The organism is Thermobaculum sp. T2p, from assembly GCF_059335935.1.
In genome coordinates, this window is record NZ_JANZYQ010000014.1 from 71918 (window position 1) to 87725 (window position 15808).

The following is a 15808-nucleotide window of genomic DNA, read 5'->3' on the forward strand; positions in this document are numbered from 1 at the left end:
GACCTATGAACTTTATAAATGATACCTTTCGTCTGCTCATTAGACATGTGATGACTACTTTACGCATTCCAATATGGATTTTTGTAACGCTTGTCCAACCTGTAGTATGGTTGACTCTATATGGTCAATTATTTAGAAGGGTAGTAGAGCTCCCTGGTTTTGGTAGCTCTTCGTACATCCAGTTTCTTACCCCAGGAGTAGTGATCATGACATCTATGTTTGGGTCTGCCTGGGCAGGGATGGGGATAATCCAAGACCTCAACGATGGTGTCATGGACAGGCTCTTGGCTACTCCAGTAAACAGAGGGGCATTAATCACAGCTCGTGTCCTACACTCTGCCCTTACAGTGCTTTTCCAAGGCATTATTATATTGCTTGTGGGGTTCCTGCTTGGAGCCAGATTTCCAGGAGGGTTCTTGGGAGTGTTGGCATTGATTGTGTTAGGAGGATTACTTGCTTCAGGGCTATCGGCTCTCTCTAATGGTATAGCGCTACTCACTAAGAGAGAAGAGACGCTCATAGCGGTAATAAATTTCTTTGGCTTACCTTTAACTTTCTTGTCGACTGCTTTTATGTCTGCTGCTCTAATGCCAAGCTGGATAAGAAATATAGCTAAGTTGAACCCAGTTAACTGGGCAGTTGACGGGGCTAGGGATGCTCTTATGGGTGCCAACTGGGATGGTGTTTGGGGCAGAGCTCTACTTTTGCTTGTCTTTTCACTAATATGTGGAATATTTGCTACGAGGTCGTTTAGCTTCTACCGCAGGTCATCCTGAGTTCAGCCATTCCAGAAACTTACTGATTTCTTTTTCCCAGTAAATAGCATGCTTGATACCTCTGGAGTTGGCCATTTCTGGCGATTCCAGAGGTATCAACTCCAACACGTATCTTTTATGTCTCTCTTCCTCTATAGGGGGTAGCTCATATCCTATAGATCTACGCAGGTATTCAGCCGTGCTTGCCATATCGGCACCAATGTCAATCTCTCCGTTTGTGATGGCAAGTTGGGCAGTAGTCTCGATGCAATATGCAATATCTAGTTTGTTCCCAAGTTCAAGTAGCGTCTGAAGAGCTCTGGATAAATGGACCTTGGCTTCGATAGATTTATCTACTACCATATAACAACAAGCCAAGTTTGTGAGTGCAATCGCCAAGTCTCTTTTGTCTCCCAATTCTTCCAATAACCTGATACCCTCGAGCAGACTATCAATAGCGGGTTTTATCTCTCCCTTTTCTAGATATATTCTGCCCAAGTTGCTGAGGGATAGTGCTGTGCACCACGAGTCTCTGTTGGTTCTGCTCAGGACTAGACTCTCAGCACACATGGCTTCTGCGGTATCAAGTTTGCCCTTGAGTAGGGCTATGTATCCGTAGTTATTCAATGCTACGGCTATTTGTCTGGGATCACCCAACTGCTTACGAATCTCTAAGCTACGATTGAAGAGATCTTCTGCCTTGTCGAGCTCACCTCTCATCCAGGCTAGCGTTCCGAGGGCGTGAAGAAGATGAGATATGCCTTCCTTATTTTGAGTTGACTCAAATATTTGTAAACTCTGCTGGTAATACTTGTCTGCAGAGTTATAGTCACCTTGTCCATGTGCCAGTACTCCTAGACCATGCAGAGCCTCAGCTTTAATCTCGTCTCGAGCATTATCTGCAGCCCTCAAAGCTGCATCCAACCAACGACTGCCCTCTAAGAGGTAACCTCTTATTTGCCAGAAACGCCAAAGGTTAGCAGCTAATGTCAGTGCTGTTTCTGGTGATTTGTCCGTTGCCCAAGAGAGGGCGCTTCTCAAGTTGCCTATTTCCTCATCTAGGACCTTCACCCAATATTCCTGATTTATTCCTGCTTCAAGCTCGTACCTAGCTCTAACAGATAAATCGTAGAAATATGCTAAGTGTCTTTGACGCAGCAGATCACCTTCACCAGATTCTTCAAGCTTCAGGCGAGCATACTCATGAATAGTCTCCAACATGTAAAATCTTGGCTGACCTGAGAAGCTCTCATCTCTGCGAAGTAGACTTTGCTGAACTAGTGATTCGATCATATCTATTATTGACTCGTTGAACTCATCTTCGCTTAGTAAACAGATTCGCTCTATGGCTTCCAATGATCTACCACCAGTGAACACACTTAGACGCGCAAACAACTTACGCTCACTTGGACTAAGTAGTTCATAGCTCCAATCAATCGTGTTCTTTAATGCCTGATGCCTAGGGGGAGCATCTTGAGCTCCCCTTGTAAGTACTTTCATGGGCTCGCGTAACCTCTCAAGAAGAGCCGATGGGGTCAAGACATTTATCCTGGAAGCTGCCAATTCTATAGCCAGGGGCAAACCATCTACCCTGCGACATATCTCAACTATAGTAGATGCGTTGTTGTCGTTTAACTGGAAGTTAGGAATTATAGCATTAGCTCGCTGGACGAATAAGTTGACGCTCTCATATTTCATCGCCTCTGAAGATGTGATGTTCGGAGACGAAGGTAGAGTCATTGGAGGTATGGAATAGATATTCTCACCATAAATTTGTAGAGGAGCTCTGCTAGTGACTATGACCTTCAAGTTCGGGGCATTGGCGATAAGATCAGCAACAAAGGACGCTTTAGATACAAGATGCTCAAAGTTATCCAAGACTATAAGTAGTCTTTTGTTCTGTATGAACCCAACGATATTGCTAAGCACGTTAGTAGAGATGCTCTCGTCCACTTCTAGGGTTCTGGCTATCACGTGCGGTACCAATTCTGGGTCCATTACTGGAGCTAGAGGCACTAAATATATCCCCTCCAAAAGCGTATCATCTAAGCGCTTAACTAACTCCATTGCCATGCGGGTCTTGCCAGTACCGCCCGGACCTGTTAGTGTCAATAATCTTACATAGGGCTTTTGAAGGATATCTATGATATCCTTTATTTCTTTTTCTCGACCTACAAATGGCGTCAGGGAGATGGGCATCAGCCGCCCTATTAGTACTTTCTGCCCAGTATATCTATGAGCCCTTGCGGATTGATCAAACCTAGCTTTTTCTTCCTCTGTAAGATTCAATGCCTGAGCTAGAAGTTCTATAGTGTCACGTCTGGGGGTTAGCTTAATACCTCGCTCCAGGTCACTTATGGCTCTCACACTAAGGTTTGACTTCTCTGCTAGCTCTTCCTGTGTGAGCTTATTCCTTATTCGGAAGCTTCTAAGGAGGCTCCCGAAGGGTTCTGGCTCGGATTCCATAACTTGTTACTTCTCCCCGCCTTATGCATCCGCTACGAAGGAAAATGTTATCGACCGATAAACATAGAATAACAGTTAATCTCCGCATCTGCTAGAGAATGTTCCAGTATTTGTGTGGGAAAAAGTGTTGGTAATTGTGTGTGTGATGTCAAGGCAAATTCATGGTAAAGGATTTCTTGTTGAATCAAACTATTTTTGGCCTTGGATATTTCAAGTTCTAAGAGGTGTACGATTACTCATTGCTACCGGTTTGGGAGGAGAAATGTCACGTACTAAGGTTATGCTCTTTGATACTCATACGCTTTTTCGGCAATGCTTGAGAAATATGCTCATGATGGAAGATTTTGATGTTGTTGAAGAGCTAGATGACATAAATATGCTTGTTGAGCGGGTAATTGCTGTTAGGCCTGATCTACTCTTGATGGATGTATCCGAAGCTAGGTTAAGATCTACATCTATTATAGAGAGCATTAGCTCAAAAGCTCCGGAAGTTCGGATAGTGGTATTAGCTGAGGATAAAGATATACTGCTTGTTTTCGATGCCCTGAGAGTAGGAGCCAGAGGTTACATTACTAAAGAGGTCGACTATGCTAGGTTCATATGTGTTCTAAGAAGAGTAATACATGGAGAGATCATCTTTACACCTGATCTAGCCCGTAAGCTGGTAAGTGAACTAACAACCAGGTATTCTTCTAAGAACGAACCCTTTGCCTTACTGACGTCTCGAGAAAGGGAGATATTGTCATTACTAGTGCATGGTGTCAGCTCAACGCGCGATCTGGCTGAAAAACTTGGAGTGACTGAGCATACTGTAAAATTTCACTTCAGGAATATACTGAGCAAACTACATCTCAAAAATCGAGCTCAAGTGGCAGCCTACGCCGCGAGATATAACGCCGTAGCCGAAACTGACAACGAGTTCGTTGGGTTCGTATCTTAGCAGCTTTAGGAGTCTACTTCACTCCAAGAAGTCTTTAATATAGATTTCTATATGAAATAGTTATAACTAGTTATAACCGTATACTAGATTCTATTTAGCCAGACAGACATTCGGCTCTTCCCTCTATTGTTCCACAGGAAGTAGGGAATTAATACGCACTCTTGTGGAACAGCGTCATACTTATGAATCTCCCTAGAGTAGAGCGTCTGAGGCTGTATCAGGTGTCTCTGCATACTCTGAATATGTAGGGCTCTAACACCTTGAAAATCACTGTGGGGGAAATCTACGACCCGAGCATTCTCTGGTATCAATACATCTCTGGGGTCTAAGCCCTTGTTGTCGACGTCTTCAAAACAGAATACTATCGGGCCTCTTGTAAAAACTACCTTCTGGACATCCTCATCTACATAGGGGTGTGCGTATATCCTTTGTGGAGAGAGCTCTAACCTGAGTGTGAGCAAATCTCCTGCCTTCCAATGCCTTTCTATAGTAAAGTAATTTCCTCCAGCTGCTTGTAGATGCTCATTATTGGGCAAAGTTATCTCTGAACTCTTACTCCATGAGGGTATCCTCAGATTCAAAGCGCAGTGGATATTAGTTAGTATCTTAATTTTGATTTCATCCTCCCAAGGATAGTTTGTTTCCACGACAAACTCCAATTCATCTTCATCTTCAATCTGCACACGGTTAGTACTTGGCACGTATTGGTGAATCCAAACTCCTTTATTGGATGTCGAGTACAAGTAACTTGGTAACGAAGCTATGAGTCTAGCTATGTTGGGAGGACAACAAGCACATTCGAACCACGCAGATCTAGTATGTCGAGCATAGTAATCTGCCAATGGGTTCTCATAGAAGTATTTGTCTCCACTTTGAGCTATACCTGGCAGCACTGCATTGTATAGGGTATGTTCTATTAGATCGGCATATTTGGGATCCCCTTCAAGTAGCAGTAGTCTCCAGTTCCACATGATGCTTGCAATAGCTGCGCAGGTTTCACAGTACGCTCTAGCATTAGGTAGCTCATATGGTGATCCGAAGGATTCACCTTCGTAACGGGAGCCTAATCCCCCTGTCACGTACATTTTGCGGGTGGTCATATCTTCCCATAAAGCATGCAGCGACTCCCTAATCTCTTCATCATGTTGCTCTAGTTCTATGTCGGTAGATCCACAGTTTAGATAAAGAGCTCGGACAGCATGTCCAACTATCTCTCTCATCTCCCTGAAGGGCTTGTGGTCTTGATGGTACTCTGATCCCATATGACCATAAGCGCTACCCAATATTCCGTGACCGCGTACATCCACGAAATATTTGGCCTGCTCTAGGTAACGATTGTTTCCAGTGGTTCTATAAAGCTCAACGAGCGCCATCTCGATTTCAGGGTGCCCATCGGTACCATCTCTTCCATGCTTGGATGAAGGTCCAAAAGTATCACAAAGATGGTCAGCAAACCTGATAGCAACGTCTAATAGGGTTGTCTTTCCTGTAGCGCGGTAGTGAGCTACTGCAGCTTGTATGAGGTGCCCTCCACAGTACATCTCATGTAAGTCGAAGTTTGTCCATCTCTGATCTGCTCGCTCTAGGGAAAAGTAGGTATTTATATAACCATCTGGCCATTGGGCTCCTGCTACATCTTCTATTACTCGATCCAGCAATGAATCCAAGTCGGGATCATAATCGTATGCCAGAGACCAACTTACCGCTTCCATCCACTTGTATACATCCGAGTCATTGTAATATCTGCCCTGGAACGGCACATCCTTTTTGCCCACTACCCTTCTAAAGTTATCCAATCTTCCTGTGGCTTCTATCTGCTCATATTGTGTTGGGATAGTAACTGTCTTGTTAACCTTTAGTTTTTCGTGCCAAAATCCCTGTTGAAGTTTCGTGCCATCTATTGGCACAGGCCTGAGTTTGGCATGCTGACTGTTCGAGGTATCAACTACTACCTTGCTTATCTTACTCATGAGGTTCCCCTTCCATAATTATTCATCTATTCGTCCGGCCATTGAGCCATCCCGAGGGCTGCCTTACATATCTGGGCTACCAGTCCGGAGTACTTCTCCAAGGTATCATCAGCTATGGTTATGCAAGCTATATGGCCAAAAGCTGGTTGCTTATATACAGAGGGATAGAAACCTCCCTCATGTACGCCAGTACTGCCTGTGCCTGGCGCGCCCTGCGCTAGGTGCCCCAACGCCCTAGAGTATCTTGTAAGTAGTTCGTGAAACCTATATCCTCTATATATTCCAAGCCAGCTTTGATTCACTGGGAATAGAGCTAGTAACGCATCGTACCAACCCTCTCCAGCTACTAATAGATTGGGAAATCGTGCTCTTAGTGACTCAACTAGTTGTTTATATCCTTCGTAAAGGTTGTATCTTGGATCGTTGAACCAGCATGCTGAGGTATCCAGAAATACTCCGTCCACTTCAAATTTTTCTACTGTCTGGGATATCTGTTGCAAAAGGTGTTCTCGGAACATTGGCTCTCCAGGATTGAGGAATACCTGATCGTCCTCACCGAATCGATCTGTATCCCAATCAGGAGCATTTATCAGTCTTACTACTCGACCAGTTCTGTTGAGGAAAGCAGCCTCTCGCCAACGCTCATAAAGTTGTGCGTTTGCACCGTTGGCTCCAAACATAGGCATTATTTTCACTCCCAGCTGGTGAGCTTTAGAGACGAGCCTTGCGAACTCCCTTTCACCACCTAGGTCCTCGCCAGGGGAATAATAAGGATATTGAAAATAATACCGTCCTTCCCAGCCAGGGATGTAGCACAATACATTCCTCCCAGGGATGTGCTTAGTTATCTCCTCCAGCGCTTTTGCCATCTTTGGGAAAGTGTTGAATACGTATCCGGTCCAATGCTGACCATGAAGGTTGACCACTAGTTTAATGTCGTGCATCCATTTAGGTACATCTTGTCTGATCTCCCACCTCTGTAGACCATACGCTTCTTCCAAGAAACTCAGATGCGACTCGAAATCTTCCGTGATTTCATCGAAACCGTTAGCGATTCTCATCCTTATTTCTGGCGTAGAAAAGTAGCTATCCCATCTACACGCGTCTTCCTCACATATAACTTCAACCTCTGGATATTCCAAGTATGGAGGTCTATGCACGTAGAAACGCTTGGCTCGGACTTCAGAATCCCTAACGCTGATACAAATAGCCTTACTAGCTTCTCCGACACATGCCCAGGGTGTTAGCCACTCTGGCCACGGGTATCTCCATCGAATTGGTATGTCTCTTGAAGGCTTCTGAGTTTCACCTGGTGGAGATGTTGGATGCCAAAAACCAGCCTTCAGAGGTTCTTCCGGAAGGTTGTGCAGTAATAGCTTTATGGCTTTTACTGGCTCATGATGCCATGCCTCTATTGACCATGAGTATGTGCCATCTTGGAGGCAAACGCTAGCTTTTACACTACCTTGGGATCTTTGTTGTTGGCCTGCCCAGCTAAGTTCATGGCACTCGATCCTTATTGAGTTCGGTGCTTCGTATAGTTTGATACTATCTGGTGCGAGGGCATAAAGGTTGCGAGTAGTAAACACTTGGATCCCCCATCTGATGTTGGTGTCACCCGGAAGAGGAAGTAGGGGATCCTTAGGATTATAACTAAGATTATTTACATACATAAGCCTATTTCCTAAATCGTTTTATATAAGTAATCTTATTGTCAATTGTAGTAATACCTAAGTTCTTATAAAACGATTCATAATATGATAATCTATAATGACGAGTAGCAACAAGTAACATAAGAGATACTATAATTCAATCTCAAGATTTATTGGAATTTAGTAGGTCTTGCATATGAGTGATAAGAACAATGCATTGCAGAAGAGACCCCAAAGGATCACGATACGCGATGTAGCTAAGCTGGCTGGAGTGTCACCGGCTACAGTTTCCAAGGTTCTAAATGATGCTCCCCACGTCAGCCAAGAGTCTAGACAGAGGGTAATGAGTGCGGTTGCCAAGTTGGACTTCAGGCCCAACAGTATAGCGCGTAGCTTAAAGTCTAGACGTACTCTAACTATAGGGCTGATTACAGATGATCTAGAAGGCGTCTTCACTACCTCTATGATGAGAGGTGTTGAGGATGTTACCAGCTCCCGAGGATTTAGTGTTTTCCTTTGCAATAGCTATGGAAATGCTGATAAAGAAAGAGCCCATCTGCAGCTTCTGCTTGACAAGCAGGTAGATGGAGTCATATTACTCAGTGGCTACAAGGTCAGGGAAAGAGGTGCTCCTGCACTCGATCTAGGATCAATCCCTGTTGTGTACCTCTACCAGTATACTCGGGATATCAATGTCCCCTGCATTATTCCTGATGACTTTGGTGGGGCCGAGATAGGCACGAATCATCTTATATCTCTGGGTCGAAAGCGTATAGGCCTAATAAATGGCCCTTATCATTACGAGGCTACCCATCATAGGCTAGAAGGTTATAAGTCTGCTCTTGAAAATGCAGGCATTAGCTATGATCCCAGCTTAGTACGTTCAGGCAAATGGTATGAAGATGCTGGCTACATGATGGCTAAAGACTTGATGAGCATGGATAATCCTCCTGATGCCTTGTTCTGCTGCAGTGATAGTTTGGCTGCGGGAGCTATAAGAGCTCTGTGTGAACTAGATATCAGAGTGCCAGATGACATTCCGGTAGTAGGTTTTGATAATAGACCTTTCGCCGCGCATCATGTGCCACCCCTAACTACTGTGGCTCTACCGCTGTACGAGATGGGCCGTATGGCCGGAGAGATGATTGTCTCGGCAATATTAGGACCTACCCCTGAGCCAGGGATACATAAGGTGCCTTGTTATCTAGTCAGACGGGAATCATGTGGAGTGCTCAAGGCTAGCTATAACTCGGTTCAAGACGAGACAGGAAGCTATTCTTAGCCTTCTTTTTCTAGTTGTATGCATTTGTGTTTATATTTCATAAGCAGTTTATGCCCTAAGTTACTTTTCTCTGTTTCTTCATGGCTTATAGCAATGTATACATGAAGTAAGGCTGCTGTAGCTAGAGATGATACGGCATAGTGTTTTCGCTATAACAGCTACGGTACAAGTTCAGGTCCTTTGTTGATATGCTCCCTGTAGAAACGAAGCACTAGCTGATTGTCGAGTGAATCCATTGGTAGATAGTAGTCCCAAGCTAGAGCAGCAAAGCTGGTTTGTAGTGAAGGATACGGGGTTATTAGTATCTTTTTTTCGTTAAATACTGGATCTGGGGGGATGGAGTTGTATAGATTTTCGAGCTGTTTTTGAACCTCTTTACAATTCTGTTGACATTTATAAAGTACTACAATACCACCGTGCTCTAAGTTATGTACCCAGGCCTCGGTTGGCACTTGCTCTTTATATATTCCCCAGTTAGCAGGTGAAGGCCAATGAGGTCCAGAGGCTGGTGGGTTGTGTTTATAATTCACCTTGATTCCTGTAGCTACATGGCTTCTACCTTCATTAGGTATCCTTTGTTCTTGGGGTACATAGCCTCCCAAGTCTTTGCTTGTGGAGGAGCTTGTTAGCACAAGGAAAGCAACGATTGCTATACCGAGTACTATCGCACCGATTACTATGCCTAAAATCAATGCATTATTATTTCTGACGTTGGATTTCTGACCCAATAAGTGCCTCCTAATTCTGCTTCACTCTATGCTACTGTATGCTAGCAGTTTAGGAGGCAAATTCATAATTACTACTTCTAATGCCAAATAGGTACGCTTGCTTGTGGTAGGTAACGTTCAGGCTCACTTGGGCAGCAAGGTATCCCTATACCTACGTATTCAAATCCTAATCCTCTTACTATTTCTGGATCAAAAATGTTGCGCCCATCTACTATCTTGGAAGTAGTCATTAGTTTCTTCACCTTTATCAGATCTATGCTCCTAAACTGTTCCCAGTCGGTGACGATTGCTAATACATGGGCGTTTTCTGCAGCTGCATATGCATTCTCGCAAAATGAGACGCGTTCAGGGAGAATACGCCTGGCGTTCTCCATCGCAGCTGGGTCGTAGACTTTGACGTTCGCTCCCCTAGATAATAGTTCAGGGATTATATCTAGCGCTGGTGCCTCTCTAATATCGTCTGTGTTAGCCTTGAAAGCTAAGCCCCATACGCCTACTGTTTTGCCGTAGAGTCCTCCTACAACTTTGTCTATCTTAGTAACGAATTTGCGCCTTGATTCTCTATTAACCTCTAGAACCGCCTTGAGGATTCTAGGGTAGCAGTCTGATATTGACGCTACGTATTCCAAAGCCTGCGCATCTTTGGGGAAGCATGATCCTCCGAATCCTATGCCAGCTTGCAGGAAATGTGTACCTATGCGTTTATCCAAGCCGATACCAGTTGATACTTGCCTTACGTCGGCTCCTATTGCTTCGCATATCTGTGCCATCTCATTGATGAAAGAGATCTTCATGGCTAAGAAAGCGTTTGCTGCGTATTTGATCATCTCTGCAGTGCGTATGTTGGTGAGTAATATGGGACATGTAAACGATGAATATAAGGATGCTACCGCCTCTGCTGCTTCCTGATCTTTTGATCCCAGGACTATTCTGTCAGGGTTCAGCATATCGTGTAATGCGCTGCCTTCACGCAGGAATTCTGGATTAGCTACCACAGCGAATTCTGCTTCTGGCTGTGCCTCTTCAGAGAGTATAGCTTCTACCATATCGCCTGATCCTGGAGGCATAGTACTTTTGTTAATTACTATTGTCTTATGTTGTACTGATAGGTTTCTCCCTATCTCCCTGGCAGCATTGCGCACGAACCGCATATCGGCACCGCCATGAGGTGATGGGGGAGTGTTGACACAAATAAAAACAAACCTTGAGTCAGGAATAGCTTCTTCGTACATGGTTGTAAACCCCAGTTTGCCATTCCTGGTTTGCTCGTTTATAAGCTCAACGAGTCCCGGTTCATATATGGGGCATATGCCAGCGTTCAGCTTGGCTATTCTTTCTGAATCTATATCTACTCCAATAACATTATTACCTAGCTTAGAAAGGACCGCACCAGTCACTAGTCCAACATAACCACACCCAACTATAGTGATATTCGACATGGTAGTAAATCTCCTGCATTGGCTTGTGGTTCTTATTGTAGGCTGTTATGGTGTAGAAACTGTTTGTACTCTTGGCAAATAGTTGAGATAGGGTCAAATTGCCTCTATGTTTCTCAGCCATCTAACGAAAATCTAACAACCTTTAGTTATTGTCTATTTACAAATTGTCTTTGCTTAGCTCATCTTATGGGTGAATACGCTATGGAAGAAGGGTACCTACTGTTTGATGCTGACTGCACGGTCGTTTGTGCTAACGATGCTGCTCTGAAAATGCTGTCTATGGATAGCTCGGAGGTCGTAGGTAAGACCGTGCATGATGTGCTACATTCTTGGCATAGACACACCTTTGCCTCCGAGTGCGATTTTGAGCGTAACTTGAGGCTTTTGACTCTCGCTGATCCAAGGTTTGAGATATTCTCCACCAAGGATGGTTTGATGTATCCAGTAATATATGAAATTGAAAAGTCCTGTGGCGATAGCCTCCCTGCTGAATATATCCTTCGATTTAGCAAGACTAAGGATAGGCGCAGGGTAGGACAGGATCTACGTTTATTGAGTGCTATTACTCTTACCATAGCTGAAGTAGATAATTGGGATACGGCTTTAACGCAAGTACTGAGGCTGATGTGCACCGCTCTTGAATGGGATCTCGGGCTTGCATGGGTTCCTCAAGGAAGTGGGTTATCCTTGATTTCTTCATGGCCTCAAGGCTCGTCAAGGGAGCTTACAATAAGCAAAGAAGGATGCTTTTGGGAAAGCCTCGGCGAATCTAGAAACTTTCTGGCCTCCCAAGCTATCAGGGAAAGAAGGGTATTAATCGAGCATAACGTTCAGCATGGGTCTAGCTCTGAAGCAGGGTTCGGTGCCGAAATAGCTATCCCTGTTTACTATAAGGATGAGCCTATAGTTGTTCTCAACTTTTTCTGTCTTAAACCTGAAATGACTGCACAAAGCATTGATTTAGCTAGCTTGACTGCCTCGTATTTAGGTGCTCTTCTTAGCCGTAAGAGATTTGAGGAGGCTCTCAGACAGAGCGAAGAAAAATATCGAATGATTTTTGAGTCAGCACTCGACGGCATTATCACCCTGTCGGCTGATACACGCATATTATCTTGTAATCCAGCCGTTGAGACTATATTTGGATACAAGGCTGAGGAGATAACAGGTAAGCGTTTGGAGGTGCTTGTCCCGGGATTTACCGAAGAATGGCTTCCCCTATCCAATGATGAGGAGCCCGCAGCATATGATATGACACTTATGGGGAGCAGCAGGGATGGTGCAGATCTGCATCTTGAACTCAGTTTATCTAGAGTCAGCGGTCTTGATGAATCTCCTGTATTTGTGTGCATTCTAAGAGATGTAACTCGTAGGACAAAGATAGAGAAGCTTGTAAAGGTTCAGTCCTCGTTGCTGAGAAGACAGGCACAAATGCTGGATATGGCCCCTGTGGCTGTAGTAGCTACTGAGTTTGACACTGGCATTGTTATCTATTGGAATCATGGTGCTGAGAAAATGTATGGCTGGACCAAAGGGGAAGCAAAGGGCAAGCTTCTCAGTTCTCTGATAAACATCGACAGGTCCGTAGACGCCAATGTATATAACAGCTTGAAGAATGTAGGTTTTTGGGATGGGGAGTTGCACGTCAATACTCGTGATGGTAAGCACCTGACCATCTTGAGCCACAAGGCTTTGCAGCGAGATGAGGAAGGCCTACCTGCAAGTGTGCTGCATGTGGATACGGATATCACTGATCGAAAGCGTATGGAGGAGCAGCAAGAAAAGTTGTTGCTTATTGAGCAGGAGCAAACTAGAAGGCTGCGGGAGTTGGCTCAAATGAAAGCCGATTTCAGCGCTATGATTGCCCATGAGCTTAACTCTCCAATCGCAGCGATCAGAGCTGTACTAGATGTCATAGAACAAGCTAACGCTAACATGCGCCATAAGGATCTGTTGAATGTCATAAAGCGAGAGGTAGATGTACTTGCTAGCCTAGCCGGTGATGTATACAATGCTTCAGAATATGAGAAGAGCGATTTTGAGGTTTCTTTATCGCCGGTTAGCCTTAAGGAAATAGTCATGGATGCTTATGTTTATGGTCAATCTTTGTTATCTGAATATCATCCTATAGAGGTAGTTGGCGATACAGACGTGTTAGTTCTTGCTGATCGAGAAAGAATAGGACAGGTAATGAGGAATTTGCTTAGCAACGCCGCTAAGTATTCTCAGAGAAATAGCCCTATATTGATTAGAGCTAATGTGTCAGAAAACAAGGTCAAATTGGAAGTTGTAGATCATGGCCCTGGTATACATCCTGACGATATGGATAAGATTTTTCGTAAGTTCGGACGTGGTAGGGATCTTCTGGGTAGAAAATTGCCGGGACTTGGTCTAGGACTCTATGTTTCTAGGCGTATAATCCAGCTTCATGGTTCAGATCTGGAAGTCTCTTCTCAACTTGGCAAGGGTTCTGTTTTTTCTTTCTACCTGGAGCGGGTGGTAACATGATCAAGCTTTTGCTTGTAGATGATCATACAGCATTTAGAGAGGCTTTAGCTCTAATCTGCAGTATAGAGGAAGATATTAGCGTCATTTCCCAGGCCGGTAGCATAGCCGAGGCCAGGAAATATCTACAGAGTGTCAACTTAGTACTACTGGATCTGGGGTTACCAGATGGTAATGGCGTAGATTTTGTGAGGGAGATAAAGTCATCGAATCCTGCTTGCCATGTATTAGTGTTGACCGGCAGTATGAACAAGCTAGATTTGGCTAGGGCTATAGATGCTGGTGCTGACGGTGTAATGCTAAAGCTATCCAGAGTACAAGACATAATTCAGGCTATTAGATGCATATCAGCTGGTGGTTCAATTCATAGTCCCCAGGAAATAGCTGAGCTTTTACTTCTAGCTGGTAGAGCCAGAATAGAGGATGCAAATGCCAGAGATAAGATAGGACAACTTACTGACAGGGAGAGGGAGATATTACAGGCAATAGCAGAGGGTCTAAGCGATAAGGAGATAGCCGCAAGATTCAACATAACCGTGGATACGGCTCACAAACATGCCAATAACATATTACGTAAGCTAGATACTAATTCTAGACTACAAGCCGTACTGTTCGCACTCAGACATGGAGCTATAAGCTTGTAAATATTGCTTTACACCGTCCGCATAAAAATCTCGTAAAAAATTAAACCTACACAGAGGTTAAACCAAAGCATCTACTTCAATAATACTCAATCATACTAATCTTTATTTATTCTAACTTACAAAGGTAAGACATGACGTGTTTTCACAGGTGATATTATGGAAACCGTTGAGAAGCCCGTCGTAGTGGTTGCTAATAGTCCTAGAGTTTACAGGGAAGCCATATCGGGTGCGATATACAGGCTTAGACCTAAGCTTGAAGTTGTCTGCATTGAACTTGAGAATTTACCAAATCGGTGCCGTGATTTGGGGAAGAAGATTCTAGTGATATCTGACCTACCGCTAGAGAGTTTTAAGTGTACAGATGTACCCACCGTTTGGATAACCCTTTACTATAAAGGTAAGAACTCTATTTTTTACCTCAATGGTAAGGTTCAATCCTACTACGAGGATATAACCTTAGGCGACTTTCTGGAGATCCTCGACAATATTATCTACAGGATAGAGTCTCCTTAAACCGAAAATTCACAATTTTAGTTACTTGAAAATTACCTTTTTAGGTGATGAAGTTTGTAGCCCCTTGCAGTATGCTCATTGTTGCAACAGGAACGATGCTAATAGAAAGGGGCTTCAGATGAGTAATGCTCTAATCGGTTCGAACTACAGTAGTTCTAAGTCCTTCAATCACCTGCAAAATAAGGACTTACAAGCCATGGCCAGGTTTTCCCACGAGTTGAAGGTTCCCCTTTCTACTATTAGTTTGATCGCAGACCTGCTTGAAGAGTCGCAAGAAAGCAACGAATGTAAGGGGCTAATTAGCCATCTAAAGAAAAGCGTCAATTGGCTCAAGACTATGGTCGAGGATATTGAGACTTGGACTGCCATTGTGGATAGAAGGTTGGTGTTGAAGCTGGAGCCCGTATCTATAGTTGATTGCGTTCGTGAAGCAGTGCAGATTTTGGCTCCGATAGCTGATCAGAAGAATAAAAGGATCTTATTACTTGCGCCCAAGAAACTATCTCCAGCTTGGGCAGATAAAGTCAGGCTCAAGCATGTGATAATCAACTTACTCAACAACGCCATCAACTATTCTCTTGATGGTGATCAGATAGAAGTCGAAATTTTGGAAATAGATAACTTTGTCGAAACAAGAGTCCGAGATCACGGACCAGGTATGGATTCTTCAGAGTTGGATAGAGTATTCGAATCATTTTTCCGTGGTAGTGTTGGCAGAGAGTCTTACTCTAAGGGGCAAGGGTTGGGGCTTTCTATCGTGAAGGCGATAGTAGAGATGCATGGAGGCGTTGTGGGTGTGCAAAGCTCTAAGGGAATAGGAACCACCTTCTGGTTTCGTATCCCGCTAGCCTTGGATAAGACGCCTAAGTCCTCTAGCAGCAGACTTTTTATAAGTATATAAGAATCATGGAGGGGAT

At 44.1% G+C, this 15808-nt stretch carries 12 protein-coding genes; 7 read left to right on the forward strand and 5 right to left on the reverse strand.

Features of this window, described 5'->3' with window-relative positions:
- The first annotated feature begins 5 nt into the window (after positions 1–5).
- Positions 6–776, forward strand: a complete 771-nt coding sequence (locus N2245_RS07005) for an ABC transporter permease (protein ID WP_494536018.1) — start codon at positions 6–8, stop codon at positions 774–776.
- On the opposite strand, the gene N2245_RS07010 is transcribed toward N2245_RS07005, so the two are convergent.
- Positions 768–3221 carry a tetratricopeptide repeat protein gene (locus N2245_RS07010; RefSeq protein WP_494536019.1) on the reverse strand — a complete coding sequence of 818 codons (2454 nt, stop codon included), beginning with the start codon at positions 3219–3221 and terminating at the stop codon, positions 768–770. The two genes, N2245_RS07005 and N2245_RS07010, sit on opposite strands and share 9 nt — an antisense overlap.
- Positions 3222–3483: 262 nt before the next feature.
- Between N2245_RS07010 and N2245_RS07015 the strand changes: the two genes are divergently transcribed.
- On the forward strand, positions 3484–4161 hold the full coding sequence (locus tag N2245_RS07015) for a LuxR C-terminal-related transcriptional regulator (RefSeq protein ID WP_494536020.1): 678 nt from the start codon (positions 3484–3486) through the stop codon (positions 4159–4161).
- Positions 4162–4244: 83 nt separating this feature from the next.
- Here N2245_RS07015 and N2245_RS07020 read toward each other — a convergent pair whose 3' ends face one another.
- Both N2245_RS07020 and N2245_RS07025 read right to left on the reverse strand, forming a co-directional pair.
- Positions 4245–6131 carry a glycoside hydrolase family 127 protein gene (locus N2245_RS07020; protein WP_494536021.1) on the reverse strand — a complete coding sequence of 629 codons (1887 nt, stop codon included), beginning with the start codon at positions 6129–6131 and terminating at the stop codon, positions 4245–4247.
- 26 nt (positions 6132–6157) lie between these two features.
- Entirely contained in the window at positions 6158–7720 is a 1563-nt protein-coding gene (locus N2245_RS07025; RefSeq protein WP_494536022.1) for an alpha-amylase family protein, read from the reverse strand.
- Positions 7721–7979: 259 nt separating this feature from the next.
- Here N2245_RS07025 and N2245_RS07030 point away from each other — a divergent pair, with 259 nt between their 5' ends.
- Positions 7980–9065 (forward strand): LacI family DNA-binding transcriptional regulator, encoded by a 1086-nt coding sequence (locus N2245_RS07030; protein ID WP_494536023.1) that lies wholly within the window; start codon positions 7980–7982, stop codon positions 9063–9065.
- Between the two features lie 158 nt (positions 9066–9223).
- Here N2245_RS07030 and N2245_RS07035 read toward each other — a convergent pair whose 3' ends face one another.
- Together N2245_RS07035 and N2245_RS07040 are read right to left on the reverse strand one after the other, a co-directional pair.
- Positions 9224–9793 (reverse strand): thioredoxin-like domain-containing protein, encoded by a 570-nt coding sequence (locus N2245_RS07035; RefSeq protein ID WP_494536024.1) that lies wholly within the window; start codon positions 9791–9793, stop codon positions 9224–9226.
- Positions 9794–9870: 77 nt separating this feature from the next.
- Positions 9871–11232 (reverse strand): UDP-glucose dehydrogenase family protein, encoded by a 1362-nt coding sequence (locus N2245_RS07040; protein ID WP_494536025.1) that lies wholly within the window; start codon positions 11230–11232, stop codon positions 9871–9873.
- A gap of 201 nt (positions 11233–11433) precedes the next feature.
- On the opposite strand from N2245_RS07040, the gene N2245_RS07045 reads away from it, so the two are divergent.
- The 4 genes from N2245_RS07045 to N2245_RS07060 all read left to right on the forward strand — a co-directional run bounded on the left by N2245_RS07045 (position 11434) and on the right by N2245_RS07060 (position 15792).
- Complete coding sequence (locus N2245_RS07045) at positions 11434–13737, forward strand: PAS domain S-box protein (RefSeq protein ID WP_494536026.1); 2304 nt, start codon at positions 11434–11436, stop codon at positions 13735–13737.
- Positions 13734–14378 (forward strand): response regulator, encoded by a 645-nt coding sequence (locus N2245_RS07050; RefSeq protein ID WP_494536027.1) that lies wholly within the window; start codon positions 13734–13736, stop codon positions 14376–14378. The genes N2245_RS07045 and N2245_RS07050 overlap by 4 nt, the downstream gene beginning before the upstream one ends.
- A 156-nt stretch (positions 14379–14534) precedes the next feature.
- Positions 14535–14891 (forward strand): hypothetical protein, encoded by a 357-nt coding sequence (locus tag N2245_RS07055; protein WP_494536028.1) that lies wholly within the window; start codon positions 14535–14537, stop codon positions 14889–14891.
- A 118-nt stretch (positions 14892–15009) separates the two neighbouring features.
- Entirely contained in the window at positions 15010–15792 is a 783-nt protein-coding gene (locus N2245_RS07060) for a sensor histidine kinase (protein WP_494536029.1), read from the forward strand.
- Positions 15793–15808 lie beyond the last annotated feature (16 nt).